Source organism: Agrobacterium sp. 22-214-1, assembly GCF_053522465.1.
Map to the genome: position 1 here is coordinate 254,947 of NZ_JBNWCK010000004.1, position 26,901 is coordinate 281,847.

The following is a 26,901-nucleotide window of genomic DNA, read 5'->3' on the forward strand; positions in this document are numbered from 1 at the left end:
GGCGAAGACATGGCGGCCTCTCAGTTTGCGGCCTTCGAGGCCGCAGCCTCGACGAACTTGTTGGTGTAGGTGGTGTTGAGATCGATCGTCGCCTTGGCGACCGCATCATTGAAGCTTTTCAGAACGGCCAGCGGCGTTTCGAGATCCGCAGGCTCAAACTTGCCATCTTCGGAGAAGATCGCCTTGGCCGCTTCAACGGCCTTGATGTAGGTCTGCTTGTCGCCGGACACGAAATCATCGGGAAGCTTTGCGACGATTTCCTCCGCAGAATGCTGCTTCATCCAGTGCAGCGCCCGAACCGTCGCATTGGTGACCTTCTGGATCACTTCCGGATTGGCATTGATGTAGTCCTGCGTGGCGTAAAGGACCGAGGTGGGATAGATGCCGCCATAGACATCCCTTGCGCCCTGATCGCTACGGGCATCGATGAGGATCTTGCCCAGCCCGCGCTCCACGACGATGGTTGCAGCAGGGTCGTAATTGACGAGCAGATCGATCTTGCCCTGCTGCAGGGCTGCAACGGCCGCAGCGCCCGAACCGACACCGATGATGGAGATGTCGTTGTCGCTGAGATCATGCTGCTTCATGTAATAGCGAATGAAGAAGTCCGAAGAGGAGCCGGGCGACGTGATGCCGACCTTCTTGCCCTTGATCGTCTCGGGCTTGGCCGGATCGAAATCCGTGTCGTTCTTGCCGGCGAGAACCAGGCCCGAGTTGCGGGCAAGCTGCACAAAGCCTACCACGTGCTTGTTCTGCGACTGCATCTGGATCGTATGATCGTAGAAGCCGACGGCAACGTCCGTGGAACCCGCGACAAGCGCCTGCAGGACCTTCGATCCGCCCTGTGCAAAGTTCTCGGTCGTTACATCAAGACCTTCCTCCTTGTAGAAGCCGAGACTGGCGGCCACGGGGAAAGGCAGGTTGTTGAGGTTGTACGACCCAACGCTCATCCTGACGGATTCGGCATTGGCAGATGCCGCCAGCGCACAGAGCGCCGCGGTTGCAAGCAGATATTTACGCATAAGGGTCTCCTCCCGGTTTGACTATATTTTGCGCCACTATGGCCGCGTCTAGGCTGCGTCTTCAATCGCAGCGGTTGGTTTGGCGAAGGCAAAGCCTTCAAAAAGCCTGCGCGCCGTTCTTACGAGTCCGGCCGTTATTGCGCCGTTTCGCATCTCCAGCTGCACGTCGAGGCAGCCTGCGGGATGTTCGATGCGGATCTGGGTCGGCACCGAAAGGCCACCGGCCGCATCATAAGCGATGGAGCCTTTGGTGACAGCCGCGGTTGCGATGCCAACGGCACCTGTCGTCGCCAGTGCAGGATGACACTCGTTGGGCATGAAATACCGTACCGAAAGAGTGCCGCCTCTGCGGGCCGGTGCAATGAGCACCGGTTTCGGAATGACCATGTCTTTCACATCACCCATTCCCATCAACTTTCCGGCCTCGATACGGATGCGGGTCATCCGTGCGATGAGATCCTTGTGAGCGCTCAGAGTTTGCGGATCCTCGTACCCCGTCACGCCGAGATCGGCGGCGCGGATGAGAACCATCGGAATGGCGCAGTCTATGGCCGTCACAGTGACGCCATCGATCAGATCGACCGGCTTTCCGGTGGGCAGAAGCTTGCCGGTTTTCGCACCCGCCGCATCCATGAATGTCAATGCGATGGGCGCCGCCAGACCCGGAACACCGTCGATCGAGGCGTCGCCGAGATAAATAACCTCGCGGCCGCGTGTCGGAACCTTCGCCTCGATCAGCTTGCCGGTATTCACGTTATGGATTCGCACAAGAGTATCCTTACTCTGCGCTTCGACAAGTCCCGCTTCGATGGCAAAGGGCCCGACGGCGGCCAGCATGTTTCCGCAGTTTGGCGAATAGTCGACATACTGCCTGTCGGTGCGAACCTGCGCGAACAGATAGTCGATGTCAGCGCCCCTGACCGTGGAAGGGCCGATAATCGCAACTTTGGAGGTGACCGGATTGCCCCCGCCAATGCCGTCGATCTGCAACGGATGGCCAGACCCCATGATGGAAAGAAGGGCCGCGTCCCGGTCTGCCCGATCACGGGGAAGATCGGATGCGAGAAAGAACGGTCCACGCGACGTTCCACCGCGCATCAGCACACAGGGTATCTTCAGCAGATCGTTCATGGGTTGCCTCAATATTGCATTTGGCGGATCAATGCGCCGTGTTGTTGCAATATGAGCAAAAGAGTCTAATCTGTTAAATGCAATGTTTTGGAGTTTTATTGCGGTATGAGCATCAATTGTGAAATTCTGGATTTGCGGGCGTTTCAAGCGGTGGTTGAACTCGCCAGTTTCCACAGGGCCGCCGAGGCGCTGCATATCTCACAACCGGCGCTCACCCGCCGTATCCAGAAGCTGGAGCAGGCGATTGGGGCGCCACTTCTGGAAAGAACGACGCGCCACGTTGCCCCCACCGCCATGGGACAGGAAGTCATGCCGCTCGTCCGGCGCATGCTCGAGGAATTTGACGGATCGCTTTTTGCCATGAAGGACGGCGCGCAACGGCGCGGGCTTATCACCATGGCCTGCGTTCCCACCGCCGCCTTTTACTTTCTTCCGACCGTCATCAAGACCTTCAGCCAGCAATATCCCCATATAAGGCTGCGGATCAGGGATCTGACAGCCAATGAGGGTCTGCAGGCGGTCGCCAGAGGCGAGGTGGAATTCGGCATCAACCTGATGGGCAATTCCGATCCCGAGCTTTCATTCGAGCCACTCATCGATGACCCGTTCGTGCTGGCAATGCGAAAAGACCACCCTCTGGCAGCTTTCGAAACGATCGAGTGGGACCAGCTGGAGGCCTATCCGCTGGTCGTCGTGGACCGTTCGAGCGGCAACAGGACGCTTCTCGACAGTGCGCTTGCGCGACACAATCTAAAATTGAACTGGTTTTATGAGGTGACGCACCTCAACACGTCGCTCGGTCTGGTCGAAGCCGGACTTGGCATTTCCGTCCTGCCGCGGCTGGCAACGCCACAGGACGATCACCCATTCCTTATCACCCGGCCAATCGTCAACCCGGTGGTATCCCGTACGATAGGCATCGTGCAAAGGCGAAGCAGCGCTCTTTCCCCAGCCGCCGAAAAATTTGTGCGGATGCTGCTCGAGACCTGGAAAACACAGTGATCGCGCGAAAAAGATGGGCCTGCTACGGCCGGCAGCGGCGCAAGCCGCAGATGCCCGGTAAACAGTTCAGACCTGCAGGTTCGCTCGAATGAAAAAACCTGCACCTACGCACGGGCCTCGATATCCAGCACCAGCTTTTTCAGCAGCGCCGAAAGGTTATCGCGCTCCTCCGGAGTGAGGCCCTGCAGGAAACTCAGTTCGCTTTTCATGTCCTGGCGAAACGCCTTTTCCGCCAGCTCTATGCCCGCCGGCATGAGGCAGACAACGACGCTGCGCCCATCGAGCTTCGATTTTCTGCGCTCGATGAGGCCGGCCTTTTCCAATCGATCAAGCCGGTGGGTCAGGCCACCTGAGGAGAGCATCAGCGTCGTATACATTTCCGTCGGCGTCAGCTGGTAGGGTGGTCCGGACCGGCGCAATGTTGCGATGACATCGAACTCGCCGCGGTCGAGACCGAAGCCGGCAAACGTCTCTTCGATTGATGGCGCGAGAAGGTTGCTGAGCCGTTTGGCGCGCCCGAAGATGGCCATCGGTTCCGTGTCGATATCAGGCAATTCTCGCGCCCACTGGCCACGGAGACGGTCGACGTGATCTTCCCTGTCAGCTTCCGTCGTCGTGTCCGGCATCGCCTGCTTCATCTCATCACCCCATCAGCATTTCGAAAAGCATATACGGCTTTGCCTGCTCCGTGAATATATCTTTGCGAGAAGATAGATATCTTGACAGGAAGATAAATTGCACATATATCTTCTCGCGAAGATAGTTTTGTCTCAGGGAGGAGACCAGATGTTTTCCATCCGCCGTCATCAGGAACCGAACCCCGGCCAGAGCCGGACGGTGCGTTATGAAGGATGCGAATACGGAAGCGCCGTATCCATCTTTCTCGTCAATGCCGATCCGGGTCGCGGCCCTGATCTGCATGTTCACCCCTATGCCGAAACCTGGGTGGTGCGCAAAGGCGAGGCCGAGTTCACAATCGGCGATCAGCGGACACGCGGCTCGTCGGGAGACATCGTCGTTGGGCCTGCCAATATCCCCCATCGCTTCGAAAATATCGGCACTGACCGGCTGGAGATCATCTGCATCCATCCGAGCGAGACCTTTCAGCAGACTTTCCTGTAACCCCATTCCACCATGAGGAGAAAGACAATGGCTAAAATGATTTTCCTGAACCTGCCGGTGAAAGACCTGGCCGTTTCGACCGCCTTTTATGAGGCGATCGGCTGCGTGAAGAACGAAGAGTTTTCCAACGAAAACGCTAGCTCGATGGTGTGGTCGGAGACCATCACCTTCCAGCTTCTGCGGCACGATTATTACAAGACCTTCACCGCCAAACCGCTCGCCGATGCCCATACAACAAGCGGCATGCTGATCGCTCTTTCGCGCGACAGCCGCGAAGAGGTCGACGCCATGGTTGGCGCCGCGGCAAAAGCGGGCGGGCAAGCGGATGTCCGAGAACCGCAGGATCTGGGTTTCATGTATCTCCGCACCTTCGCCGATCCCGATGGCCACGAATTTGAACCCGCTTACATGGATTTAAGCAATGCGGGCTGACGTCATCATTCACGCACGTGGCGAGGGGTTGTTCCCATGAGAACGGCCTCCCGTCACAAGCTTGTCCTTGGCTTTCTCGCGATCCTGCCGCTTACGGGATATGCAAACGAGAATTCACTGACGGCCCGGCAGATGCGGGAGGATCTGTCGGCGCTTAAACAGCAATGGGCGCCCCTCGATAAAAGCTTCAGCCCGGATCAACGGCAGGCATTCGAACGCCATGTCAGCTCTATCGAAAGCGAAGTTGAGCGCTTGAGCCCGGAAGCTTTCGCAATGGAGATCATGCGATCCGTCGCGATTGCTCGAAACGGTCATACGAACGCCAATATCGGCGCTTTTCTGGGCGGCGACCTGCCCATTCGCCTGTGGTGGTTCGCCGACGGCCTCTATGTCGTAAAAGCCCATCCGGACTATGCGCATCTGCTCGGTGCACGCATAGAAAAGATCGGCTCGCTCACGGCAGCGGAGGCGGAAAACCGGCTCAAGCCCTATCTTGCGGGCACAGATCAGAGAATCCACTTTCTCAGTCCCGGTTATCTGGTGACGCCGAGGGTGCTGCGGCATATAGGCGCCATTGACGACACCGCAAAAACACCGCTGACGCTGAATCTGGGCTCCGGAACGCTGGAGACGGCGGATTTGCCTGTTGTATCGAAAGACCCGGGCGATGAGCGGAGCGCCGGGCTAAACAGGGGCTATGCGGTTCTCATCCCGGATGCGGAAGAGACCGCAGGGCGCTGGCCGCATGTGCTCGACCAGCTAAAAGAAAGGCCTCGCTTATACAGCCAACGAAGCGATGTAACCGCGTCTTTTCTCGATGACGGAAAAACCACGCTCTACATTCGAAACGATACGGCGCGGAGTGTCGACGATAAGCCGCTCGTCGAAAAATTCGGCGGCATCATTCACAAAGACATCCTGCCTTTCCAGCCGAGGCACATCGTCGTCGATCTCCGTTTCAACAACGGCGGTGATTTCTTCAACAGCATTCTCTTCGCACAGGCACTGCCACGACTTCTCCCTGATAAGGGGCGGATTTCTGTCCTTGTGGGACGCGCGACCTTCTCCGCAGGCATCGTCACCGCAGCCTTGATAAAGGGAAGCGGAGGCGAGCGGGTATCTCTGATCGGCGAAAAAATGGGGGACGGCGGCAGCTTCTGGGCGGAAGGCGATAAAATAACGCTGCCAAACTCAGGGATAAGCGTCCGCTATAGCTCCGAATTCGAAGACTACGAGCAAGGCTGCAGCGATGTCCGAACCTGCTACTGGGCGACCGTCGCATTTGGGCCCCGCAATATCTCCCTTTCACCCGACATCTCTGTTGATCTCAGCTTCGACGATTATATGCGCGGTCGGGATCCGGTGCTGGAAAAGGCATTGGAGCCTGCACGATAGGTAGCCGGCGACACATTGATAACGTAAACCGCCTCCCGATATGTCAGGCGGCGTTGCGCGCCCACGAGACGAAGAAAGCGCCGGCTCGCGCCTCTGTCGGGCGGGCCACGACGCCAACATCGCAAGGCGCGCGCGCCGATAAAAAGTTCGCCCGGGAGAAGGAACGCAGTTGTCCCATTCGGGCGTCAGGCGAAACCGCCCGACGCCAGTCGTCCAGGAACATCTGCTATGCCTGGATCAAATCCGCGCACCGCCTGTCGCATCGATCATCTGTCCGGTCGTCCAGCGGGCATCGTTCGAGGCAAGGAATGTGATGACGTCCGCAATATCGTCGGCGCGTCCGACTCGTGAGAAGACAGACAGGGCTTCAGCACCCGCGCGGGCTTCCGGCATTGCCAGCCATTCGGCGTTCATATCGGTTTCAGTAACACCCGGCAGCACCGAATTGACCGTAATTCCGCGCCGGCCGAATTCCGGGGCAAGCGCCAGCGTCAATGTCTCAAGCGCACCCTTGGACGCCGCATAGGCGGGGTGCGTCGGCGCCGCGATGCGCGTGAAACCGGTCGAGACATTGATGATGCGGCCATTGTCGCGGAGATGATCGGCAACGGCCTGAATGAGAAAGAACGGCGCCTTGAAGTTGATCGTCATCAACTCGTCGAACGCGGCTTCCGTTGTTTCTTTCAACGGTGTCGCCGGGGCAATGCCCGCATTATTGACGAGAATATCAAGCGATGGCGAGCCGGTGAAAGCGACAGCGGCTTCCCTGAACTGCTCCCACAAGCTGTCCGTCGCCGCTTTCCCGGCCCGCAGATCGGCATTGAGAGCGACCGCCTTCGAACCGAGAGCCTCGATCTCGCGGACCGTTGCCTGTGCCGCCTCTGGGTTCGCGCCATAATGGACGCCGATAAGACCTGCACCCTCTTTCGCAAACGCCAGGGCTGCCGCACGGCCGATACCGCGTGAACTGCCCGTTATGAGGGCGACTTTGTTCGATAGTTTCTGAGACATGGATCACTCCGTTGCGATTTAACTAGCGGTCGCTATAATAAAATCCGACCATGATCTGTCAATATTTTTATAGTGATCGATACAAAAATGTCTGAAATGACGCGAAAACAACGCGGTAGACCGCGCCTGCTTGATCGGAATGCCGGGCTCGATGTCGCAGCCCGGCTGTTCTGGGAACACGGCTATGAGGGAACCTCGATAGCGGACCTCACCCAGGCGATGGGCATCACCCCGCCGTCCCTTTACGCGACCTTCGGTTCAAAGGAAGAATTATTCCGGCTGGCGCTCGATCATAGCATTGCGCAGCAAAGCGAACGTCGCGCCGAGGTGCTGCAGGCGCAAATACCCGCCTACGAGGCGCTCGCCTCTTACCTTTACGATATCGCTGAAGGACATACCCAGCCCGACAAACCGCGCGGATGCATCGTTTCCACCGCCGTTCTCCAGCATTCGGAAGCAAACGCCTCTGTCGCCCGCACAACGGCAGGATTACGCGAGGCGGCAATACAGATTCTCAAGACGCGGTTCGACCGCGCCGTCAGCGAGGGCGAACTACCCACGCAAACCGACACGGATACGCTCGCACGCTTTTACGGCGCCATCATTCAGGGCATGTCTGCGCAGGCTTGCGACGGTGCGTGCAGGGCTAGGTTAAAGGCTTTGGTCGACGTGGCGCTGACAGCCTGGCCCGGAAAGCGTGGAGCCGCTGGCCCTTAAGATTGCATCGGAACCTCTTGAACGGATCGTCCGAGGACCGGACGAGCAAAACGGCATTCGGCCAGGAAAACGGGCTGACGGCGAGGCGGACCCCCGTCGGCAAAATCTCGCCAATATTCATTTTCTTTTCCACCGCGCAGAACCTGCGACTTTCACTTTCACAGGGAAAAATCTATAAAAAACTCTTTATGTTACGCCCCTTTCCTTCCGACAGTACGTGCGTGCGAAAAACCCGCCTGAATTGGCTGAACCTATCAAAGCCCAGCGAGTTGGCGACACGGACGACGGTGGATGGAGACACGGCGCATTCGCTGGCGAGGGAACCGATCGTACCAAAGGCGACGATATGCGGACGAGCCAGAATGGTTCGCGCGACATGGTCCTGCTGCTGCGACAATCGCAGGCTCCCCGTTACGATCAGACCTTTCATGTCCTGAATGCTGGTCGGCGTTTTAAAGGTCTGCCGCGTACGCATGGAGCCTGCTCCTTGTCGATCGGAAAGCACGCCGGCAAGCCAGCGCGCATGGGGTTCAATTCAGGGCAACGGGCTGTTTCCGGGATACCGATTGAATGGCCGCAAGGGCGACCGCCAGTGCGTTGCGTGCATCCTGGCCCGTCGGCCCTTCACTCATTGCCCCGTGACGGACGGCGGTTATGAAAGAGGCGAGTTGCGCCGTGTAGCCATGGACAAAGTGATCGGTATCGCGACGCCAGGTCTCATTCGAGACGCCGCGCCCATCGAACAGCGTCATGCTTGAACGACGCACATCGCCCATCGTCACCATGCCGGCCGATCCAAAAACTTCGCCGCGAATGTCATAGCCGTAAAGCGCCGAAAAATTGGCTTCCGCAACGGCTATGGAGCCATTGTCGAAACGGATATTGACCACTGCCGTATCCAGAAAGCCTTCACCTTTTGCGTCAGGGCGAACGAGCGCATCCGCCATGGCGAAGACTTCGACGGGTCTGGCGCCGGGGTTCAGCCATAACAGCGTGTCGAAATCGTGGATGAGGGTCTCGTAGAAAATCGTCCAGAGCGGAATACGGCCGGGGTCTGCTGCGAATGGGCCGGGATCACGCGTCAGCGAGCGGATGAGCTGCGGCGCGCCGACCTTGCCGGCGTCGATCGCGGCCCGGCCTTCCGCAAAGGCCTGATCCCACCGACGGTTGAAGCCCACCTGGAGGGGAACGCCGGCCGAGATTGCCGCGGCAATCGCCCGATCGGCATCCTCCAGCGTCAGCGCCATTGGTTTTTCGCAGAAAATCGCTTTTCCCGCCTCGGCAGTCTGAACAAGAACATTGGTATGGAAACGGGCCGGCGTTGCGATGATGACGGCGTCGAGACCGGGATGTGCAAGCAATGCTGCAATGTCGGTATAGGCGGCGTCGACGCCGAGTTTTTCCGCAAGACCTGCTGCCGCACCCGGTGCGGGATCGGCAATGGCGACGAGTTCGGCATCGACCAATCGCCGGGCGACGGTTTCACCGTGGAAAGAGCCGATGCGGCCGGCGCCGATGAGGCCGACATTGACGGGTTTTGTCTTGGGCATGGAGATCGTCCTGTGGGTTTATGTTGTCAGATTGTGAATGCGGCGCGGAAAGCCGAGAGCGCTGCGTCGGCATCACCGGATGCCCAGGCCTCCATGCCGACCGGCCCGGCATAGCCCATCGCTTTCAGCGCCCGGGCAACGCCGTTCCAGTTGACTTCGCCCGTACCGGGCTCGCAGCGGCCGGGCACGTCGGCGACCTGAATCTCCCCGATCCACGGCAGGGCCCTGCGGCAAAGCTCGATGAGGTTTCCTTCGCCGATCTGGGCGTGGTAAAGATCGAGATTGAGGCGCAGACGCGGGTGGTTGATGCTGGAAACCAGAGCCAGTGTATCTTCCGCGCGCGCAAACGGTACGCCGGGATGGTCGACGGGAAGGTTGAGGTTCTCCAGGGTGAAAACCACATCCTCTTCTTCCGCCAGGTCAACGATACGGCAAAGCGTGTCACGCGCCTTTAGCCACATGGCGCCCGTGACCACCTCGACAGGCTGCACCGGCAGCCCGCGATCCCCAAGGCCCGTGCCATGCAGGTTCAGCCGCTGAACGCCAAGGCGTTTGCCCACCCGGGCGGTCTGCCGGGCCGTGCTGAGCAACTCTGCCGCGCCTTCGTCATCCGTGAGCCGGCCGGTGAGATAACCGTTCATGATGGTGAAGGTCGCACCGGTCGCTTCAAGTCTGCTGATGTCATGTTCTGGCCAGTTCCACAGGCCGACACCGAAGCCCAGATCCTTGAGCCGGGAAGCACGCCATTCGATCGGCTTGTCACGCCATAACATCTCGGCGCAGGCCGCCAGTGGGAAGGAGTTCGCAGAAGCGCTCATGGGTAATACCTTGCTGATGAGTATGAGGGATCGTGGCGCGGCGCGATCGCGCCGAACCGGATATTCGTTCGGGAATGTCTAGTCAGATGGTTCCGCCCAGCTCCTCGGAGATGGACTGCAACTCCTTGCCGCCTGCCATCAGGTTCTGCAGATCGTCGATGCCAATTTCACTCTTCGAATAGGTCCCGAGGGTCTTGCCGCGATTCAGCGCCGTGAACCGGTTGCCGACGGCATAGGCGTGGCGGACATTATGCGTGATGAAAATGACGCCGAGCCCGTTATTGCGGACCTGGTTGATATATTTGAGAACCATCGAGGTCTGCGCGACGCCGAGCGCCGACGTCGGCTCGTCGAGGATGAGCACCTTCGCCCCGAAATAGACGGCGCGCGCGATGGCGACGCATTGCCGTTCACCGCCCGACAGGGTGCCCACCGCCTGATCCGGCTCGCGCACATCGATGCCGATTTTGCGCATCTCCTCACGCGTGACCCTGTCGGCAAAATCCATGTCCATGCTCTTGAAGGGACCGAAACCCTTCAGAGGTTCGCGGCCCATGAAAAAGTTCCGCGTCACCGACATCAGGGGGATCATCGCAAGATCCTGATAGACGGTCGCGATGCCGGCATCGAGCGCATTCCGCGGACCGTCGAATATGCGTGGCTGGCCTTCGACGAGGAATTCTCCCGATGTCGGCTTGAACACGCCGGACAGGGTATTGATGAGGGTGGATTTGCCGGCGCCATTGTCTCCGAGAAGGCAGAGAACCTCGCCGGCATTGACACTCAGCGATACGCCGTTGAGCGCAATGATGGAGCCGAAATATTTGACGAGGTTCCGTACCTCGACGATTGGCGTCTGAGATGTGCTCATCAGCGTTCTCCCGTGACGCGTTTGCGGATCACATTGTTGAAAATGACGGCCGTCAGCAGCATGCCGCCGAGGAACACGAGGTACCAATCCTGATCTATCGACGTGTAGGTGAGGCCGATCAGCACCATGCCGAAGACAATCGAGCCGAAGAACGCGCCGATCGCCGAACCGTAACCGCCTGTCAGAAGGCAACCGCCGATGACGGCCGCGATGATGGCCTCGAATTCCTTCTGAAACCCACGGCGGGCATCCGTGGAGCCGGCATCCAGCACGGTGAGGATCGCTACGAGTGTGGCGCACATGGCCGTTATGATGAACAGGGTGGTCTTCACACGCGCCACTGGCACGCCCGACTTGCGCGCCGCACGCGGGTCACCGCCGGCGGCAAAGATCCAGTTGCCGAAACGCGTCCGCAAAAGCACCCAGGTAGCAAGCAGGGCGATCAGGAGGAACCACAGGATCTCCACCGGAATGCCGGGGACCTTCGGTGTTCCATTTGGAAATGTTTCGATGATGCCCCGGCTGCCGAGCCAGGAGAACAGGCCGGTAAAGGCGTCGCCGGAAAAAATCGGGGCAAGCGGGCTGTCGGCGGCGGCTTCCTTCATGCCACGAAGCTGTGTCGCTCCGCCGCTTGCCCATTTGAGGCCAACCAGCGTGAGGCCACGCAGAATGAAGAGGAATGCAAGCGTGACGATGAACGAGGGAAGACCCGTTCGCATCGTGAGCTGGGCATTCGTGACGCCGATGACCACGGCAAATCCGAGCGCAATCAGGATCGCCACACTGAGCGGAAGATTGAGAACCACCAGCGCCGTGCCAAATACGAGACCGGCAAAGGCGACCATCGATCCGATCGACAGATCAAATTCACCGCCGATCATCAATAAAGCGGCGCCGATGGCAAGAATGCCGAGCTGGGCAGCCGGGGCCATGAAATTGACCACGCCGGCCAGCGTGAACATGGCCGGATTGGCGGTGAAGAAAAAGAAGATAGTGACAAGCACCAGCCCGGCGACAGCGCCGAGTTCCGGACGACGCAGGAGAGCGGTCATCATCGAAACCTTTTTTAGCCGCTCGTCGGATCGGGTCGGGGACCCGTTCTGTTCGTTGGCCAGCGTCATGGGTTTGTTCCTCAGATTGGGTGTCGTCTTTGCGCGCAACGGCGTTCGGCCGAAAAGGTCGCGCATCGAGGCAAAGGTTGCATTCGGGGTGGCTCCCGCTCTGGCGGGAGCCACGCTTCCATCCGGCCTAGCGGATGCCCTGGGAGGATTTTTCGATGACTGCGGCCGCCGTGTCCTTCTCGACGAAGCTTGGGCCGGAGGCGACGTTGCCCGCCGGAATGGTGCCGTAACGTGCGTTCAGCGCAAGAAATGTCACCGGTAGATAACCTTGCAGGAAGGGTTGCTGATCAACCGCAAAGAGTGCCTTCCCGTCCGCGACCGCCTTCAGAAAACCCGCCGACAGATCGTAGGATGCAACCTTGACCTTGTCGCCGACACCCAACTTTTCGACGACCGCCACCGCGCGTTCGCCGACCAGCGGCGCAGAAAGGCCGAGAACAACATCCACCGAGGGATCTGAGGTGAGCGCCGCCTGAATCTTGGCTTCGATTTCTGCCGGGTCGGCCGTCGTCGGCAACACCGTTACCTTGCCGCCTGCAAAACCCTTTTCCGTTCCGGCGCAGCGCTGGTCCAGAGCCGCATTGCCCACCTCCTGGTTGACGCAAAGAACATGCTTCAAACCGAGAGACTTCAGCTTCTCCCCAACCTTGACACCGGCAGGCAATTCATCCTGACCGACATGCAGCCTGATACCGAGCTTTTCCGTGGCCGAAATGCCGGAATTCATCGAGATGACCGGAATGCCCGCGGCAACTGCTTTTTCAATCGCTGGGCCAAGGGCATCTGGGTCCGGATTGGAAATCACTATCCCCGCCGGGGTCTGGTTTGCGGCCGCATCGATGAGTTGACCCATCGCGACCATGTCGAAGGTCTCGGGCGCGCGATAATCGACCCGGACATTGCTGTCCTTGCCCGCCTGCATCATGCCATTTTTGACGATAGACCAGAAAGGATCGGACGCCTGACCGTGGGTGACCGCGATGATGGTCAACTGATCCTGCGCCCTGGCCGTTGCAGAGCATGACACGGCTATTCCGGCGACGAGTGCGCCATGGGCGAGTTTCCTGAGAATAGATTTCATATGGTTCCTCCTCCTTGTACCGGCCCACTCCTCAAGCCGGCAAAATGTGAATGCTACCGGGTGCAAATATCTTGCTACCGGGTGCAAGCAGGTGCATCATAGCCGCGAATGGGTTAAAAGCAAGCATTCATTTCATCGGAGTCCGAAATGGAATGTTCGTTCCATTTCGGTCGGAGGCACTATGCGCAAGCGGGAAACTACCAGGAGAGCAACGGCGAAAGAGGTGGCGACCGCAGCCGGCGTATCGAAATGGACCGTTATCCGGGCTTTCACACCCGGTGCGTCGATTACCGAGGAAAGCAAACGGCGCGTGCTGGAAGCGGCGGCTGCCCTGAATTACTCGCCAAATCTTCTTGCCCGAAGCCTTGCCACCAATCTGACCCATCAGGTCGCCGTCTTCGTCGATGATTTCGCCAATCCCCAGAAACTGCCGTTTCTTGAAACGCTGACGGAACGTCTGCAGGCCGCCGGCCTCGTTGCCATGCTCATCAACATCAATAACCACTTCGATCATGTGCACGCCCTGCTGCATGCCGACCAGCGTCAGGTTGACGCCATCATTCTTTTTGGCACCGCATTTCGCGATGAAACGCTGACGGACCGTCAGCTCGGCCACGGAATGCCACCCATGTTCGTTCTGGCACGCGATAGCCAGATCGACGGCGTCCCCGCCGTCGTGTGCGACGCCGAACTGGCGCTGAGAGACATCGTCAACCATTTATACGAACGGGGATATCGAAAGCCCGGCTTCATGAGCGGCGCGACGGCGCTTTCGACGGCGCTCAGACGCCGGCAACACTTTATGGATTTCTGGGCGGAAAAAGGCGTCGGCGAAATCGAATTGCTGTCTGCCGAAAAATACAGCGCCGCAGCGGGAGCAGCCTCCGTCCGCGGATATCTGTCGCGAACTGCACCTTCCGAACGCGTCGACGTCCTTATGTGTGAGAACGATATCCTGGCTTTCGGCGCCATGGATGAAATTCGCGGGAACTTCGGTCTGAGAGTACCTGAAGACATGGCCATCGTCGGATTCGACAATTATGAACTCGGAGGTTCACCCGCATACGGCCTCACCACATATGAACAACCGCGCCACGAAATGGTCGAGGCCATCATCGGAATGATCACCGGTGCCATTGAAGCCGAAACAGTCACCTTGCCCGGTAAAATGATCGTCCGAAATTCCACGTGAGGCGGGCTTTTCTCTGGTTGCGGCGTGATCATACAGAGACGCCGCCGACAGATCGGCGAAGCCTTGATCATTACGCAGGCGCTCATAAAGACCGCCCATAATGGCGAAGCTGTAATTGAAGAACGTACTGCCCGCAAAGGTGTTGGCGATCTCACAGGCGGTCGGGAGATCGCTGCGATGATGTACTGCTTCAAACCCGGCCAGCAATTCGGTTAGACAAGAGCTGTAATATCCACAGAGGCGAATGCACCATTTTTGGGAACAACGCCATGACAAGGCTTTTCTTCAACGTAATCAGCGGTGACAATATCCTTGACGACGATGAGGGAAGCGAACTCCCCTCCCTCGAACAGGCGATCGGGGATCATCGCCGCCCCTTGTGCGCCGGCGAGAAAGCGTGCCGTAGTCTTCGCGTCGCAGCCTGATCGCAGTAAATGCAACATCCGTTAGTTTGGCCTAGATACATCAAGGCCGACCAAAGCCAGTCCATCTGCCACACTGTCAATAATGCCTTCAGAGACATTGCCGTGTCGAAGATCGTGATAAACATTTCGCTCATAGTTGGGACGCAGAGCATGAAGTTCCGCGAGTGCTACTTTGGCCTCCTCCAGACGGCCGAGCTTAGCCAATGAAACAGTTTTAAGGAGAGGAACCATATAGTGGTCGGTAACGCCGGCTTTCCTCACGAGGGACAGCGCGCCCTGATAGTCTTTAATATAATATTGGCGATAGGCCAACGTAATATAACCCAAGCTAAAATCTTCTCCGGCCTCTTTAATTCCTTCGATCAATATTTCTGAACCTTCGTCTAATAATCCAATATTCATGAATGCGGAGCCGATACGCATCTTCAGGTGTGGATCTTTATATTCCTGGATAATCACTCTCGATATATCTTCGAAAGTTTTAAGGTCTTTGCTATTAAAAGCGTAATACATAAGAGCCTGTTTGGTTAAAATGGAATTTGGAGAAAGGTCTTTTGCCTTCATTGCGGCATCTTTCAGTTTAACATCGTATTGCCCTGTATCCTCACCAAAGGAGGCAGCAATATAACTCAATCTGTAGTAAATCTGCGCGAGTATTGCCCAGGCCTCGGCATTATTTGGCTGCGAAGAGACAACCTTTTCCAGGCAATTTTTCACATCTTCCTGAAAATCGAAATGATAGAACATCGCCAGGCGGTGCGGCTTCGAGAGGCATCCAAGCTGATCGTGTGTCTCATTGTAAAGCGAGCCCATAAGTGTGGGAAGGGCCCCTTCCAACCCTAAAACTCGCCCTGCCAATATGTCAGCAGCGCCATCAATACTTATATTTTCCTGAAGCTTTTCTTCAGATGCCCAGGCCACTTCTTTTGACTTGGCGTCGTCCAGTTGCCAGACGATCGAAATCGATTGGTCCGTTTCCCTGACGCCGGTTTTAAGGACGTAGACATCGCTTTCACGAGCGAGAAATTCATCCAGTCTAACATCGCCATGGCGGTCGTCCACCACGCGCGAATTTCCGTAGGCGCTTAAGTTTGAAACCAGTAATTCGGAGAGCCCTATGGCGATTTTTCCAGCCTGCGGCTGGTTCGGGTCAGCAGTAACACTCGTAACGATCAAAACAGGCGGGGCCTGCGGCCTGACATTTTGGGACCGATTGGACAAAAAATAAAAGCTAACAAATGCAACGGCAACGGCTGCACAGATACCAATAGCCCAAGCCGAAAACCACGAGGGCTCCTTCTTGAATAACGGTGGCTCAGCAACCATCGGTACAGCCTCAAGCCCCTCATCGGGAACATCCTCAATGCCTGTTGCGAGTTGTGTGAAGACGGGAACGTATCGCCCTTTCGGAAGCGTTATCTGTACCCCGGTGGTATTTACTGCGTTCTGATTGTAACGCTCCAGAGCCGCTCGCAATCGGTTTGCACTTGTCCGCACGATGGGATCATGTGATGCGTCAAAATCTGCATCGCGCTTGAATACCTCAATTGCGATCGCGTAGGATTTGATGCGATTGGCGCGTCCATTCAAAGTCTCGGTAACGACATACTCGAGAAATTCGCGCATCCGCTCCGCATTAACGAAATATTCCGATGCGAATATCAGGGCAAGCTCTCGGTCAATGACGGACCTGTCGATGGTTAGTGGGTTTGTACTTTCCATGGCATGCACCGATTGACCACGAGACATTGACGAAACCAAATCAAGATTTGGGGGTGGTGTATGTATCCGGATCGAGCTTCTGATCCCGACAGATGCCGCTGGATTTCATGCCGATCGAGCGCCGGGATCCGGTCGCGGCGGCATAATTGTATCCGGAAACAGGGACCTCTCGCCATATGCTAACTTTGCGAAAAGAAGATGCTCTGGCTCGCCGTTGAGATATCATTATAGCTATTTGTTCAGCCTTCGGCGCCATGAATTATCATCGACGGCTTTCCAACGAAAAGGCCCTGAACATGCGTTGCGCCTGACGCGAGCGCAATCTCCCATTGTTCCTGATTTTCCACGCCCTCAACAACGACAACGCCCGCAATACTCATGCCAAAACTTACAATGTGGCTCAAACTATTGGCGCCCTTCGGGTGCCCGCGGACGTTCCAAAGCATGGACGCATCGATTTTTATGATATCGGGCTCCATCTGCAGCAACTGGCTCGGCGAAAGATAGCCGGCCCCAAAATCGTCTATGGCAATTCTGCAGCCGATTTTTTGGGCCTGCGCCAAAAGCGAATTGATCTGGGTGCCGTCCCTAAATGGGTATGTCTCCGTAATCTCCAAAATCATTCTGGATGCGACGCCCGACCTTGAAATGGTGTCGAGAATGTCACACCAGATCTCTGGATTCTGAACGGTCGCCGCCGAAATGTTACAGCCCAGGACGAGATGTGGCACACGCGTCAAATCATCAATCACGATGTCGACAATCTGCCGGTCGAGACGACAGATTTCGCCTCGGGATTCCAGTTGCGGAATAAATTGAGCGCCGGCCAATATCTGGCCATCTTGCGCTATCAGCCTCGCCAGACCCTCATGATAGAGGGCTTTCTCAGCGGTATGGGCGTCCTGGATGATTTGATAGGCACATTGTACGCGGGCTCCGGCAACGGCCGAGGCGGGACAAGTATTCGCTGTCATTGCGGGGCTGACCAATCTCTCAATTCGTAGCGGGAATAGAATTCTGCTCGGCCACTTAGCCGAAACGGCAGCCGCTTTATCGGCACCGAGTAATCTCCTTCCGTGATTGATTGAAGTTACATACCGATACAATTCCGGCTGGAACGGTATCGAACCTCTATTCAATCCGTTGGATGCGTCGCACAAACAAAAGGAGCGGCGTCGGCCGCTCCTTCTTTATTGGCGCGAATTGTCAACAGCGAGACAGGCCCTGATCCGGCCCGATCTTAAATCATTCCACGAGCAGCGGCGATAAGAGGCCGGTGTTCCAGTTCCAAGGCAGGTTGCCGGCAGCACGGCGCCGTTGCACGGCCGCGTCGTGTAACTCGTACATGCCGGGCAGGAGATTGTTGGCCGCCCTTGGCGCGGCGTTGCCGAACTCCATATACGCCTTGCCTGCCCCATATGCCGGCCATGCGGGCTGGCCCGGCGCTGCGGGCGTTCCTTCACGCGCAAAGCTCGCCCAATAGCCCGTCATGGCGTCCGCGAAAGCAAGCTCACGCGGTGTGACCGGGTTCATCGGCCAGAGCGGAGGCGTATGGGCAAAGGTACCGAACACGTAAGGAATTTCGGCGGCGTGGAATGCGTGCAGGTTGGCGGCATCCGCTGCCGGATAACCGTGGTCGAAATAATACAGGTAAGCCGGTTGACCGATGGTCGCCTGGCTGCGCACCAGCCGTTTCGACGTCCAGCCATACATCGCATCGCGCGTGTTGGCGAAAATGCTTTCCTGCATATCGCCCGATGGGTACAGGCGCAAAAATCGATCGGCCAGATCGCCATAGTTTTTGCGAATGGTTTTTTCGTACTCCTCTTTCGAGTTCGGTACAGGCGGAGCAAGGAAGGTGAGCGAACGAATCTCGCCGCTGTTGAAGCCGCTCAGTACGGGAACGGGTGCCTGCTCGCCGAGCTCGAAGGTCTCCACCAATTGTCTGGTCAGGACGATGCCGTCGATCGTGCCCGAAGGCGCAAACCCCGCGACTGTGGCGGCATCGGTAATCTCCTGCCCGTTCAGCGCCCGCAAATCTCGCAGATCTTTTGCGTCGAGCTTGGCCGCAACATGTTCCCCCAGGCTTTCCTGCGCAAGTTCACCGTGCACGCTGTTTTTAAGGGCGGGTGTGGAGATCATGTAGGCGCTTTGGAGGATTGACTTATGAAATAGCCCACGCGCCGATGGCGATGCCATGAGATACATCACACTGAGCGCGCCCGCCGATTCTCCCATGACGGTAACCTTGTCGGCATTGCCACCGAACGCGGCAATATTGTCGCGCACCCATTGCAAGGCTGCTATCTGATCCAACAAGCCATAGTTTCCCGAGATACCTTGAGGAGATTCCGCAGACAGTTGCGGATGGGCGAGATAACCGAGCACGCCAAGGCGATAGTTGATCGAAACCACGATTAGGCCCTGCCTGGCAAGCTTCGACCCATCGAACATCGGCTCCGAGGCCGAGCCGGAACGCAGCGACCCGCCGTGGATCCAGACCAGGACCGGCATATTCTTCGCGTCCTGCGGCGCCCAGACATTCAGGCTCAGGCAATCCTCGCTGGTCGGCCCCAGAACCCGACCATAGATACTGTCCTGCTTTGAGGCTGGCTGGATACAGGACGCCCCGAAATCCTGTGCTTCCTTCACACCTTCCCAAGGCGTCACCGGTGCAGGCGGCCGCCACCGCATCTCTCCCACCGGCGGTGCCGCATAAGGGATGCCTTTGAAGACGGTCAGCGACTGTTGCTCGACCCCCTTCAGCTTTCCATCCGACGTCTGCACTATCGGCAGGACCGTTTCAGCGCGCGCCGACCCATTGGCTGTAAAAGAAGCCGTGAGTATGACGAGCGCCATACCGATCAGGGAGGAAAGAGACGTGCTGTTTTTTGTCATGGTCCGGGTCTTTCAAACAGAAATTCAATCGATAATGGCTCCAGACTGTTTGAGACAGGGAGCAAGGGTGCGCTCTGGCTTGCAACCGCCAGAATAGGCCGCCTTATGGGTATGCGAGCTGTCGAGCCGCTCCATAGTTGCCTGGCGGCAAACAACCTCCCGGTCGACAGGTGGCCGGGAGGGTTGAATTCGGTCAGAACTTGACGCGCAGACCGAGCTTGCCGCCCACTTCGTGGCTGTCTGCGAAGTTCTTCAGGCTGGTGTCGACCGACACCTCGCCATAGATGGCATATTTGTCATTCGCCCAGCTGTAAGCGCCGCCAAGGCCAATGCCACCGTTCAACCGGTCGGCACGGCTGTCGAACTTCGTGCCCGAAACGTCGACCCGTGTTCCATCGAGGAACTCTGTGGTCAGGTTGACGGTGCCGTAGATCTGTATACGGCTCGTCTGGCCGCCAGCATCCTTCCAGCCGCGCTCATGTCCGAGCGCAAGGCCGAGACGTCCCTTCAGGCTGTCACCCCTGTCAAGCGATACGCCTGCGCCATAAGGATCGGCGAAGCTGTCGAAGTCGACGGACGACCAGGTCAGCTGCGCCTGCGGCGTCAGCGTCCAGTTCTCGCTGAGACCGATACGTTGACCGGCTTCGAGGCTGAAGGCGTATCCAAATCCGTCATTGCCATCGGCAAGGCCCCGGCCCAGCGTGTTCGAGGAAAGATCGCTGTCAAACCAGGTAAGCTGCCCCTGCGCATCGACATAGAAACCGTTATTGCCATACCAGGTCAGCGTGCCGCCAAAACCATAACCCGACGTGTCGATGCCGCCATGACCGAAGAGCGAGGAGACATCGGTGTTGACCTGACCATAATGAACGGTAAAGCCGCCGATCAGCTTGCCGGCATCGCTTTCGTAAAGCAGGCCGTCGATCCCGGCCTGGAACTTCCACAGATCGTAATCGTAATCCGAGCGGCTCGTCGTGGCGTCAGGCTGCCGGTGGCCATGCAGGCCTTCAATGCGGCCCCAGACATTATTGCCGGTGACGATTGCTGCACCGTCCTGGGAATAGGCTGCCGGCGCCTGTTCATGCCAGTAACGATCCCCCATCCGTTGGAAGAGGCTCGGTAGACGATTGAGGATCTGCAACGTCGCCGGATAGGTTTCATAGACCGGAACGCCCGGATGATAACGCGGCAGTTCAGGCTCGGCGATTGGATCAACCAGATCGATCAGGACCGAACGCAGATACCAGTCATTGGCCGCATAGCTGTCACCATAGACATCCGAGCCGTTTGAGGTCGTGCTACGGTTCAGCGTATAGGCATAAGCGCCGGCGACCTTGGCGTTCTGGCCGTCTGCGGTGACATAGTCACCATTGCCAAGGAAGAACGCGTCTGCATTGGTCGTACCGCCATTGATGGCGTCGACAAGCTTGATACCGTCGGTGGTCGGCGCGCCCGTACCGGCGACATTATTGACGACAAGTCCGGTCCGGCCGATGGCCGCACCGCCATCGATCACGATCCGGTCCGACGGCGAGGCATCCGCGCCAAGCGTCGCATTGAGCACGACAGTGCCGTTGTCGCCGACGTAATTCGTTGTCGTCAGCGTTTTGAAGACGCCGGCGTCAGGCGCGGCAAAGGCAATCCTGCCGGCATTGGTAACGGTGTCGGAGACCGTCGAGCTATCGGTCATCGTCCAGACGCTGCCGGCATCGAGCGTGATGTTGGTCGCATTGTAGGCCGCGCCGGTCAATTCACTGCCGGCAAGGCTGACATTGGCAATGTTGTCGGCGGCGACGAGGATATCCCCCGTCAGACCCGTGTCGATGGCATTGAAATTAACCACCCCGTGGTTGCCGGCCGCGTCATCGAGAACGTTGAGGACCAGGCCGCTGCCATTGCGCGTTGTCATCGTATCCAGCGTCACGTCAAGGGCTCCGCCCTGCGAACGCACCAGGTCGCCCTGTGCGCTTTCCAGCCGACCATTCGCGATCGAGACAGTGCTGACCCGATTGGCTCCTGAGAAAAGGGTTTGGATGCCCGCTGCGGCCGCACCCTGTGTGGCAATATCACCTTTTGCAATCTCGACCGTGCTGCCGTCCCGCACGTCAATGCCATGGCTTTCCGTACCCGAAGTCCGGATGGACAATGGGCCGATTGCGGTAACCTTACTAGCGATAGTCGAAACCAGCCCCTGTGATCGATTACCGATTGTTACAACATTAACCGTGCCATTGAGGGATATGACGCTGGCGCTTCTAGCATCGAGTCCCCGAGAGTGGTCATTGCCCGAAGTCTTGATGGACAATGGGCCCTTCGACGTAACCGTGCTAGCAGTGTTCGAGAACAGCCCCGCGGATAGATCGCCGGTGGTTGCTATGTCAGTAACACCGTTAAGGGTAACGGTACTGCCGGCTTGGGCACCAATGCCTCGAGCGACATCATTGCTCGAAGTTCTGATGAACAATGGGCCGTTTGAGGTAACCGTGCTAGCCCAAGAATGCAGGCCCATTGATGGGCCACCTTTCGTTGCAATATCAACCGGGCCGTTGAGGATAAGCGTGCTATACGACTGAGCATCGATACCGTGAGCATACGGTAAGGTTCCTTCCGTCCTGATGGTCATTGGGCCGTTTGAGGTAACCGTGCTAGCGTTCGAACGCAGCCCTATTGAGTCTTCGCCTTTGGTTCCAATATCAACAGAGCCATTGAGGGTAACGGTGCTGCCATTCAGAGCATTGATACCATGAGCGCGATTATTGCCCGCAGTCCTGATGATCAATGGGCCGCTTGCGGTAACCGTACTTGCGTTCGAACGCAGCCCTATTGAGTCATCGCCTTTGGTTCCAATATCAACCGTGCCGCCAAGGGTAACTGTGCTGGTGGCGAAAGCATTGATGCCGTTAGCGCGATCATTGCCCTCCGTCCGAATTGTCAGGTTCCCGCTGTTCGTCAGGGTGCCGCTATTAACAGCAAGGCCGTTGGCGATATCGCCAGTGGTTGTAACCACACCTCCGTTGAGATTTATTGTCCCACCCTGGAAGGAAAGTGCGGCGGGAGCCTGAACGCCACTGGTGGTGAGGTTCACCTGACCCCGTGTGTTTATGACTCCGCCATTCTGAGTCAAGAACGCTGAACCCGCAAGGCTGCCCGCTGCTTGCGTTGTGATAATCGTATCGGCTGGAACCTCAACGGTCACTCCGTCGGCCACGATCTGCTGCGATCTCGCAGGAAGGCTGAATGCGACGATTGCCAGTGCACTGGCGGTGAAGAGAAGCTGCGAATGTTTAATCTTACCCATTGTCCCGAATCTGTTCAGACGTCAGCATGCATTTCGGCGTTCGGAAAAACGGCTGCGAAAAGAGGCTTCAACGATTTCAGAGAATCCACATTTCAATAGCGGATTGGCCTTGGACTTACCGGGAGTCGCAGGGAGGCCACAGTTTGAAACGGTTACATTTGCGGCAGGATACCGTTTCACCCCCGCCCATTCAGCGGGAACATTCAAGCTAAACGCATCAGTCTGGCGCGCCATCGGCGAGGGAATTTTCCGCGCTGCGGTATCGCACCGTTTGTAACCTTCCCGTCACCGGGATCTACCGCTTTATTTGTTTTCCGGCGAATCTCAGGAGGTTTCACCCGGACAAGCGGCGACACATCGGTCAACGGGTTGCCGGCAACAGCATGCGAGCAAAAAACTTGAACACCATGCAATCCAGATCATTGAGCGGAGTTTCGTGCGCACAAGCGGAGCCGCCATTTGCGTGACCGCCATCCATGGCCATGCCGGGACTTACAGGGTTCCCCGCCAAAATCCGCCAATTCCCTGACGTCTCAAGGAGACTATCGAAAGATGCACCGTTTTACGACCGGCCTCGCCGTTGCCGCTTTATTCTGCCTCGATGTGAGCGCCGCCACGGCACAGGATCATGTGTACTTCCCGACCGGAAGTGTTGAGCGCCAATATTTTGTCAACGGGCCTTCCAGTGTGCTGCGCATGACGTCTGTGGAACCATGCGATCGGCGAGGCCATCTCTGCGACGTCTGGTATCCCTCGGACATCAGAAGCGGCAAGCCGCTGGCGGTCGTCCTCTGGGCAAACGGCACCGCCAATGCACCGGTCGAGCCCAGAGTTTACGGCTATCTTCTCTCCCATTTTGCCAGTTGGGGATTTGTCGTGATTGCGACGCGAGACCCAAGTACGGGATACGGCAACACGGTTCTCGACTCTCTCGATTATTTGAAAAGGCAAGCGGCCAAACCTGGCAGTCCTTTCTATAGACAGATTGATTTCGGCAGGGTGGGGGTCGCAGGGCATTCCCAGGGTGCCACCGGCGCGATCAACGCAATGCTCAAGTCGAAGGGAAAGGTGCGGACAACGGTCGCGTTTCAGCTTCCCAGCCAGAAATGGTGTTCACCGGCCGATCTCTGCGTCCTCACCAAAGACCTCAAGGCGGCAAAATCAGGGTCGATCTTCTATGTCGGCGGCACATCCGATGTGGTCGTCTCGCCGGACAGACAGAACGGCGAGGGACAGCTCAACTCACTCACGGCATATTTTGAGGCGACGCCGAATGCTCTTCTCAAGGCCAAGGGCCTCGTCAATCTGGCGAACCACAATGACATCCTTGGCAAGCGGGACTGTAAAACAGCGGAATTGGTCAGCCCGCTGACCTGCACGCTTGGCGTCTATGGGTATCTGGGCCTGCCGACCAGCTGGCTCGCCTGGCAACTACAGGGAGCGCATGAAGCAGGCGCGGCGTTTCGCAAGGAACGAGGTGAGTTCTTCAGGGCCCACGGATGGAGCGGGCAGGTGAGCAACGTTCCCTAATGCGCCATCCGCGCTCGCTCCTTTCTGAATGCTGGGTAAATCTATGGCAGCCAATTGGTCGTCCGCTTTATCGATGCTTAAATCGAGTGACGAAAAATACGCACGATTTGCCGCCCGATGTCCTGCGGCGTCAGTCGGCCTTCGCGATACCAGCCCGAGACGTTGTTCAGCAGCGTGAGCAGCAACAGGCGGTAGACACTGCGATCGAGCGCGGGATCAAGGGGGAGGTCATTGACGAGATTCCGGAACAGGTTCTCGAAGGCGTCGCGCTTGGCGACCAGCCGCTCGCGAACCTCTGGTGGTGTCACGGCAAAATCGCTCATCAAAGGCATGGTGATCGAGTTTTCGTCGAGCTGGATTTCGAGCATGGTGACACAAGCCGTTTCCAGCCGCTCCCACGGATCGGACAGCCCTGCAATTGCAACACGGATGCGATCTTCCGCAACTTGGAGTGCAATTTCGTGGACGCGAATGAACAGCGCTTCCTTCGACTTAATGTAGTGATAGAGCGAACCGCCAAGCAGACCCACACGCTCACCGATATCTCGGACCGACGTCGCCGCATAGCCGCGCTCGGCAAAAAGCGAGGCAGCGGCCTCCAGGATTTCACAATGGCGGTCGCTGAGTCCACTCGACCGCATCGACGCTGCTGCCTTGCTCCCGGCTGGATCGGCGGCCGTCCGGCGTTGCCTCCCACTCATAACGTCTCCTGTCTGTCGCGATATTCAGAATCTCTTAGACGCTGTGTAACCCAAGTACGCATCTTTCCCAACTCTGTAGCACCAGAACAGGCCGGCGGGGGCGGGCACATGATTTCACGCTTGCAAACTGTAACAATTGTTTGATACACACAGCGACATCAACTGAAGGAGGAAAGGTTGAGCGAAAGAATCAGGGAGGCCATGGATTTCGACGTGGTGATCGTCGGCGCGGGACCGGCCGGTCTTGCCGCCGCAATCCGCCTCAAACAACGCGCGGTGCAAGCCGGCGCGGAAATTTCCGTCGTCGTCGTGGAAAAGGGTTCGGAAGTCGGCGCGCATATCCTCTCGGGCGCGGTGATCGACCCTTCCGGCCTCGATGCGTTGCTGCCCGACTGGCGGACCGACCCTGCCCGCCCGCTCACCACAGAAGTCACCGATGACCGCTTCCATGTGCTTGGTCCCGCCGGCTCTTTTCGCCTGCCCAATGCGCTGATGCCGCCACTGATGAGCAATCACGGCAACTTCATCGGATCGCTTGGCAATGTAGCCCGCTATCTCGGCGCGCAGGCCGAAGCCCTCGGGGTCGAGATTTATCCGGGCTTTGCGGCAACCGAAGTGCTTTACGATGACAATGGCGCGGTTGCCGGCATCGCCACCGGTGACATGGGGATCGGCCGCAACGGCGAGCCGAAGGATGATTTCACCCCCGGCATGGAGCTTCGGGCGAAATACACCGTGTTCGCCGAGGGTGCGCGTGGCAGCCTGACCAGGCAGCTTCTCGCCCGCTTCAATCTGACCGACGGCCGCTCGGTGCAGAAATTCGGCATCGGCATCAAGGAACTCTGGCAGGTCAGGCCGGAAAAGTTCCGCAAGGGGCTGGTGCAGCACTCATTCGGCTGGCCGCTCGACTGGAGGACCGGCGGCGGCTCGTTCCTCTATCATTTCGACGATCATCTCGTGACCGTCGGTTTCGTCTTGCATCTCGACTACAGGAACCCGACGCTCTCGCCCTTCGACGAGTTCCAGCGTTTCAAGACCCATCCTCTGATCCGCGACACCTTCGAGGGCGGCAAACGCATCGCCTATGGTGCGCGCGCCCTGACCGAGGGCGGCTACCAGTCCGTGCCGCAGCTCGCCTTCCCCGGCGGCGTGCTCGCGGGCTGCGCCGCAGGCTTCATGAACGTGCCGCGCATCAAGGGCTCGCACAACGCCATCCATTCCGGCATGCAGGCGGCGGATGCCGCGTTCAACGGAATAACCAGCGGCCGCGCCAACGATACGCTCGACGATTATGAAACCAGCTGGCGTGGTTCGGCGATCGGGCGGGATCTGAAGCCCGTTCGCAACGTCAAGCCGCTGTGGTCGCGGTTCGGCACCGTGCTCGGGGTCAGCCTCGGTGGCATCGACATGTGGCTGCAGACGCTCTTCGGCGTTTCGCCCTTCGGCACGCTCGCGCACAAGAAGGCTGATTTTCAGAGCCTGAAGCCGCTCTCCGAGGTAACACCGATCCGCTACCCGAAGCCGGATGGCGTTCTGACCTTCGACAAGCCGTCCTCGGTGTTCCTGTCGAATACCAATCATGTGGAGGACCAGCCGGTTCATCTCAGACTTGCCGATCCCGCCATCCCCATCAAACACAACCTGCCGCTCTATGGTGAACCGGCGCGGCTCTACTGTCCCGCGGGGGTCTATGAGGTCGTCTATGACGACGAACAGGCCAAGACTGATCCGCGTTTCGTGATCAACGCGCAGAACTGCGTGCACTGCAAGACCTGCGACATCAAGGATCCTTCGCAGAACATCACCTGGGTCCCACCCGAAGGTAGCGGCGGCCCGAACTACCCCAACATGTGACGCCCGTT

24 protein-coding genes are annotated in these 26,901 nt (G+C 57.9%); 8 read left to right on the plus strand and 16 right to left on the minus strand.

The features are described 5' to 3' along the window. Positions 1 to 20: 20 nt before the first annotated feature. Together ACQZ5G_RS17265 and ACQZ5G_RS17270 are read right to left on the minus strand one after the other, a co-directional pair. Complete coding sequence (locus tag ACQZ5G_RS17265; protein ID WP_174045821.1) at positions 21 to 1,022, minus strand: ABC transporter substrate-binding protein; 1,002 nt, start codon at positions 1,020 to 1,022, stop codon at positions 21 to 23. 48 nt (positions 1,023 to 1,070) lie between these two features. Continuing rightward, positions 1,071 to 2,153, minus strand: coding sequence for a 4-oxalomesaconate tautomerase (locus tag ACQZ5G_RS17270; RefSeq protein WP_448738400.1), 1,083 nt, complete (start codon positions 2,151 to 2,153; stop codon positions 1,071 to 1,073). Positions 2,154 to 2,258: 105 nt separating this feature from the next. Here ACQZ5G_RS17270 and ACQZ5G_RS17275 point away from each other — a divergent pair, with 105 nt between their 5' ends. Beyond that, positions 2,259 to 3,155, plus strand: coding sequence for a LysR family transcriptional regulator (locus ACQZ5G_RS17275; protein ID WP_003510199.1), 897 nt, complete (start codon positions 2,259 to 2,261; stop codon positions 3,153 to 3,155). 104 nt (positions 3,156 to 3,259) lie between these two features. Here the strand turns inward: ACQZ5G_RS17275 and ACQZ5G_RS17280 are convergent, their stop codons facing one another. Then, positions 3,260 to 3,793 (minus strand): MarR family winged helix-turn-helix transcriptional regulator, encoded by a 534-nt coding sequence (locus tag ACQZ5G_RS17280; RefSeq protein WP_448738401.1) that lies wholly within the window; start codon positions 3,791 to 3,793, stop codon positions 3,260 to 3,262. Between the two features lie 148 nt (positions 3,794 to 3,941). Between ACQZ5G_RS17280 and ACQZ5G_RS17285 the strand changes: the two genes are divergently transcribed. Genes ACQZ5G_RS17285 through ACQZ5G_RS17295 form a run of 3 tightly spaced genes read left to right on the plus strand, consistent with a single transcriptional unit; the run spans position 3,942 to position 6,104 of the window. Beyond that, on the plus strand, positions 3,942 to 4,277 hold the full coding sequence (locus ACQZ5G_RS17285; RefSeq protein ID WP_448738402.1) for a cupin domain-containing protein: 336 nt from the start codon (positions 3,942 to 3,944) through the stop codon (positions 4,275 to 4,277). 27 nt (positions 4,278 to 4,304) lie between these two features. After that, complete coding sequence (locus tag ACQZ5G_RS17290; RefSeq protein WP_448738403.1) at positions 4,305 to 4,709, plus strand: VOC family protein; 405 nt, start codon at positions 4,305 to 4,307, stop codon at positions 4,707 to 4,709. Positions 4,710 to 4,745: 36 nt separating this feature from the next. Then, positions 4,746 to 6,104 (plus strand): peptidase S41, encoded by a 1,359-nt coding sequence (locus tag ACQZ5G_RS17295; protein WP_448738404.1) that lies wholly within the window; start codon positions 4,746 to 4,748, stop codon positions 6,102 to 6,104. 237 nt (positions 6,105 to 6,341) lie between these two features. On the opposite strand, the gene ACQZ5G_RS17300 is transcribed toward ACQZ5G_RS17295, so the two are convergent. After that, entirely contained in the window at positions 6,342 to 7,115 is a 774-nt protein-coding gene (locus ACQZ5G_RS17300) for an SDR family NAD(P)-dependent oxidoreductase (protein WP_448738405.1), read from the minus strand. Positions 7,116 to 7,202: 87 nt separating this feature from the next. On the opposite strand from ACQZ5G_RS17300, the gene ACQZ5G_RS17305 reads away from it, so the two are divergent. Next, a complete protein-coding gene (locus tag ACQZ5G_RS17305; RefSeq protein WP_035239859.1) occupies positions 7,203 to 7,832 on the plus strand; it encodes a TetR/AcrR family transcriptional regulator in 630 nt (209 codons plus the stop codon). 172 nt (positions 7,833 to 8,004) lie between these two features. On the opposite strand, the gene ACQZ5G_RS17310 is transcribed toward ACQZ5G_RS17305, so the two are convergent. From ACQZ5G_RS17310 to ACQZ5G_RS17335, 6 genes are all read right to left on the minus strand, one after another. After that, positions 8,005 to 8,307: a MurR/RpiR family transcriptional regulator gene (locus ACQZ5G_RS17310; protein ID WP_003523952.1), complete on the minus strand. Its 303-nt coding sequence runs from the start codon at positions 8,305 to 8,307 to the stop codon at positions 8,005 to 8,007. Between the two features lie 55 nt (positions 8,308 to 8,362). Continuing rightward, the gene (locus tag ACQZ5G_RS17315) at positions 8,363 to 9,382 is read right to left on the minus strand and encodes a Gfo/Idh/MocA family oxidoreductase (protein WP_448738406.1); all 1,020 of its coding nucleotides are present in this window, start codon (positions 9,380 to 9,382) and stop codon (positions 8,363 to 8,365) included. 26 nt (positions 9,383 to 9,408) lie between these two features. Further along, the gene (locus ACQZ5G_RS17320; RefSeq protein ID WP_448738407.1) at positions 9,409 to 10,200 is read right to left on the minus strand and encodes a TIM barrel protein; all 792 of its coding nucleotides are present in this window, start codon (positions 10,198 to 10,200) and stop codon (positions 9,409 to 9,411) included. An 82-nt stretch (positions 10,201 to 10,282) separates the two neighbouring features. Then, complete coding sequence (locus ACQZ5G_RS17325; RefSeq protein WP_003523955.1) at positions 10,283 to 11,071, minus strand: ATP-binding cassette domain-containing protein; 789 nt, start codon at positions 11,069 to 11,071, stop codon at positions 10,283 to 10,285. Continuing rightward, positions 11,071 to 12,192 carry an ABC transporter permease gene (locus ACQZ5G_RS17330; RefSeq protein ID WP_448738408.1) on the minus strand — a complete coding sequence of 374 codons (1,122 nt, stop codon included), beginning with the start codon at positions 12,190 to 12,192 and terminating at the stop codon, positions 11,071 to 11,073. The genes ACQZ5G_RS17325 and ACQZ5G_RS17330 overlap by 1 nt, the downstream gene beginning before the upstream one ends. Before the next feature lie 127 nt (positions 12,193 to 12,319). Next, positions 12,320 to 13,273: a sugar ABC transporter substrate-binding protein gene (locus tag ACQZ5G_RS17335; RefSeq protein ID WP_003523957.1), complete on the minus strand. Its 954-nt coding sequence runs from the start codon at positions 13,271 to 13,273 to the stop codon at positions 12,320 to 12,322. Positions 13,274 to 13,454: 181 nt separating this feature from the next. Between ACQZ5G_RS17335 and ACQZ5G_RS17340 the strand changes: the two genes are divergently transcribed. After that, a complete protein-coding gene (locus ACQZ5G_RS17340; RefSeq protein WP_448738409.1) occupies positions 13,455 to 14,465 on the plus strand; it encodes a LacI family DNA-binding transcriptional regulator in 1,011 nt (336 codons plus the stop codon). Between the two features lie 212 nt (positions 14,466 to 14,677). Here the strand turns inward: ACQZ5G_RS17340 and ACQZ5G_RS17345 are convergent, their stop codons facing one another. The 5 genes from ACQZ5G_RS17345 to ACQZ5G_RS17365 form a co-directional block, all read right to left on the minus strand. Beyond that, positions 14,678 to 14,908 carry a hypothetical protein gene (locus ACQZ5G_RS17345; RefSeq protein ID WP_448738411.1) on the minus strand — a complete coding sequence of 77 codons (231 nt, stop codon included), beginning with the start codon at positions 14,906 to 14,908 and terminating at the stop codon, positions 14,678 to 14,680. 3 nt (positions 14,909 to 14,911) lie between these two features. Then, a complete protein-coding gene (locus ACQZ5G_RS17350) occupies positions 14,912 to 16,612 on the minus strand; it encodes a hypothetical protein (protein WP_448738412.1) in 1,701 nt (566 codons plus the stop codon). Positions 16,613 to 16,851: 239 nt separating this feature from the next. Continuing rightward, positions 16,852 to 17,586 (minus strand): EAL domain-containing protein, encoded by a 735-nt coding sequence (locus tag ACQZ5G_RS17355; RefSeq protein WP_448738413.1) that lies wholly within the window; start codon positions 17,584 to 17,586, stop codon positions 16,852 to 16,854. Positions 17,587 to 17,857: 271 nt separating this feature from the next. Further along, positions 17,858 to 19,510: a carboxylesterase/lipase family protein gene (locus tag ACQZ5G_RS17360; RefSeq protein ID WP_448738414.1), complete on the minus strand. Its 1,653-nt coding sequence runs from the start codon at positions 19,508 to 19,510 to the stop codon at positions 17,858 to 17,860. A 193-nt stretch (positions 19,511 to 19,703) separates the two neighbouring features. Beyond that, a complete protein-coding gene (locus ACQZ5G_RS17365) occupies positions 19,704 to 21,656 on the minus strand; it encodes an autotransporter family protein (RefSeq protein ID WP_448738415.1) in 1,953 nt (650 codons plus the stop codon). Positions 21,657 to 23,360: 1,704 nt separating this feature from the next. On the opposite strand from ACQZ5G_RS17365, the gene ACQZ5G_RS17370 reads away from it, so the two are divergent. Further along, positions 23,361 to 24,338 (plus strand): hypothetical protein, encoded by a 978-nt coding sequence (locus tag ACQZ5G_RS17370; RefSeq protein ID WP_448738416.1) that lies wholly within the window; start codon positions 23,361 to 23,363, stop codon positions 24,336 to 24,338. Positions 24,339 to 24,415: 77 nt separating this feature from the next. Here the strand turns inward: ACQZ5G_RS17370 and ACQZ5G_RS17375 are convergent, their stop codons facing one another. Then, complete coding sequence (locus ACQZ5G_RS17375) at positions 24,416 to 25,039, minus strand: TetR/AcrR family transcriptional regulator (protein WP_202960817.1); 624 nt, start codon at positions 25,037 to 25,039, stop codon at positions 24,416 to 24,418. A 201-nt stretch (positions 25,040 to 25,240) separates the two neighbouring features. Here ACQZ5G_RS17375 and ACQZ5G_RS17380 point away from each other — a divergent pair, with 201 nt between their 5' ends. Beyond that, entirely contained in the window at positions 25,241 to 26,893 is a 1,653-nt protein-coding gene (locus tag ACQZ5G_RS17380) for an electron transfer flavoprotein-ubiquinone oxidoreductase (protein ID WP_448738459.1), read from the plus strand. The last annotated feature ends 8 nt before the right edge of the window (positions 26,894 to 26,901 follow it).

Bases quoted from the DNA above. Each gene is read 5' to 3' on its own strand.
- ACQZ5G_RS17265 (WP_174045821.1), bottom strand. From the start codon at position 1,022: ATGCGTAAATATCTGCTTGCAACCGCGGCGCTCTGTGCGCTGGCGGCA.
- ACQZ5G_RS17270 (WP_448738400.1), bottom strand. From the start codon at position 2,153: ATGAACGATCTGCTGAAGATACCCTGTGTGCTGATGCGCGGTGGAACG.
- ACQZ5G_RS17275 (WP_003510199.1), top strand. From the start codon at position 2,259: ATGAGCATCAATTGTGAAATTCTGGATTTGCGGGCGTTTCAAGCGGTG.
- ACQZ5G_RS17280 (WP_448738401.1), bottom strand. From the start codon at position 3,793: ATGAAGCAGGCGATGCCGGACACGACGACGGAAGCTGACAGGGAAGAT.
- ACQZ5G_RS17285 (WP_448738402.1), top strand. From the start codon at position 3,942: ATGTTTTCCATCCGCCGTCATCAGGAACCGAACCCCGGCCAGAGCCGG.
- ACQZ5G_RS17290 (WP_448738403.1), top strand. From the start codon at position 4,305: ATGGCTAAAATGATTTTCCTGAACCTGCCGGTGAAAGACCTGGCCGTT.
- ACQZ5G_RS17295 (WP_448738404.1), top strand. From the start codon at position 4,746: ATGAGAACGGCCTCCCGTCACAAGCTTGTCCTTGGCTTTCTCGCGATC.
- ACQZ5G_RS17300 (WP_448738405.1), bottom strand. From the start codon at position 7,115: ATGTCTCAGAAACTATCGAACAAAGTCGCCCTCATAACGGGCAGTTCA.
- ACQZ5G_RS17305 (WP_035239859.1), top strand. From the start codon at position 7,203: ATGTCTGAAATGACGCGAAAACAACGCGGTAGACCGCGCCTGCTTGAT.
- ACQZ5G_RS17310 (WP_003523952.1), bottom strand. From the start codon at position 8,307: ATGCGTACGCGGCAGACCTTTAAAACGCCGACCAGCATTCAGGACATG.
- ACQZ5G_RS17315 (WP_448738406.1), bottom strand. From the start codon at position 9,382: ATGCCCAAGACAAAACCCGTCAATGTCGGCCTCATCGGCGCCGGCCGC.
- ACQZ5G_RS17320 (WP_448738407.1), bottom strand. From the start codon at position 10,200: ATGAGCGCTTCTGCGAACTCCTTCCCACTGGCGGCCTGCGCCGAGATG.
- ACQZ5G_RS17325 (WP_003523955.1), bottom strand. From the start codon at position 11,071: ATGAGCACATCTCAGACGCCAATCGTCGAGGTACGGAACCTCGTCAAA.
- ACQZ5G_RS17330 (WP_448738408.1), bottom strand. From the start codon at position 12,192: ATGACGCTGGCCAACGAACAGAACGGGTCCCCGACCCGATCCGACGAG.
- ACQZ5G_RS17335 (WP_003523957.1), bottom strand. From the start codon at position 13,273: ATGAAATCTATTCTCAGGAAACTCGCCCATGGCGCACTCGTCGCCGGA.
- ACQZ5G_RS17340 (WP_448738409.1), top strand. From the start codon at position 13,455: ATGCGCAAGCGGGAAACTACCAGGAGAGCAACGGCGAAAGAGGTGGCG.
- ACQZ5G_RS17345 (WP_448738411.1), bottom strand. From the start codon at position 14,908: ATGTTGCATTTACTGCGATCAGGCTGCGACGCGAAGACTACGGCACGC.
- ACQZ5G_RS17350 (WP_448738412.1), bottom strand. From the start codon at position 16,612: ATGGAAAGTACAAACCCACTAACCATCGACAGGTCCGTCATTGACCGA.
- ACQZ5G_RS17355 (WP_448738413.1), bottom strand. From the start codon at position 17,586: ATGACAGCGAATACTTGTCCCGCCTCGGCCGTTGCCGGAGCCCGCGTA.
- ACQZ5G_RS17360 (WP_448738414.1), bottom strand. From the start codon at position 19,510: ATGACAAAAAACAGCACGTCTCTTTCCTCCCTGATCGGTATGGCGCTC.
- ACQZ5G_RS17370 (WP_448738416.1), top strand. From the start codon at position 23,361: ATGCACCGTTTTACGACCGGCCTCGCCGTTGCCGCTTTATTCTGCCTC.
- ACQZ5G_RS17375 (WP_202960817.1), bottom strand. From the start codon at position 25,039: ATGAGTGGGAGGCAACGCCGGACGGCCGCCGATCCAGCCGGGAGCAAG.
- ACQZ5G_RS17380 (WP_448738459.1), top strand. From the start codon at position 25,241: ATGGATTTCGACGTGGTGATCGTCGGCGCGGGACCGGCCGGTCTTGCC.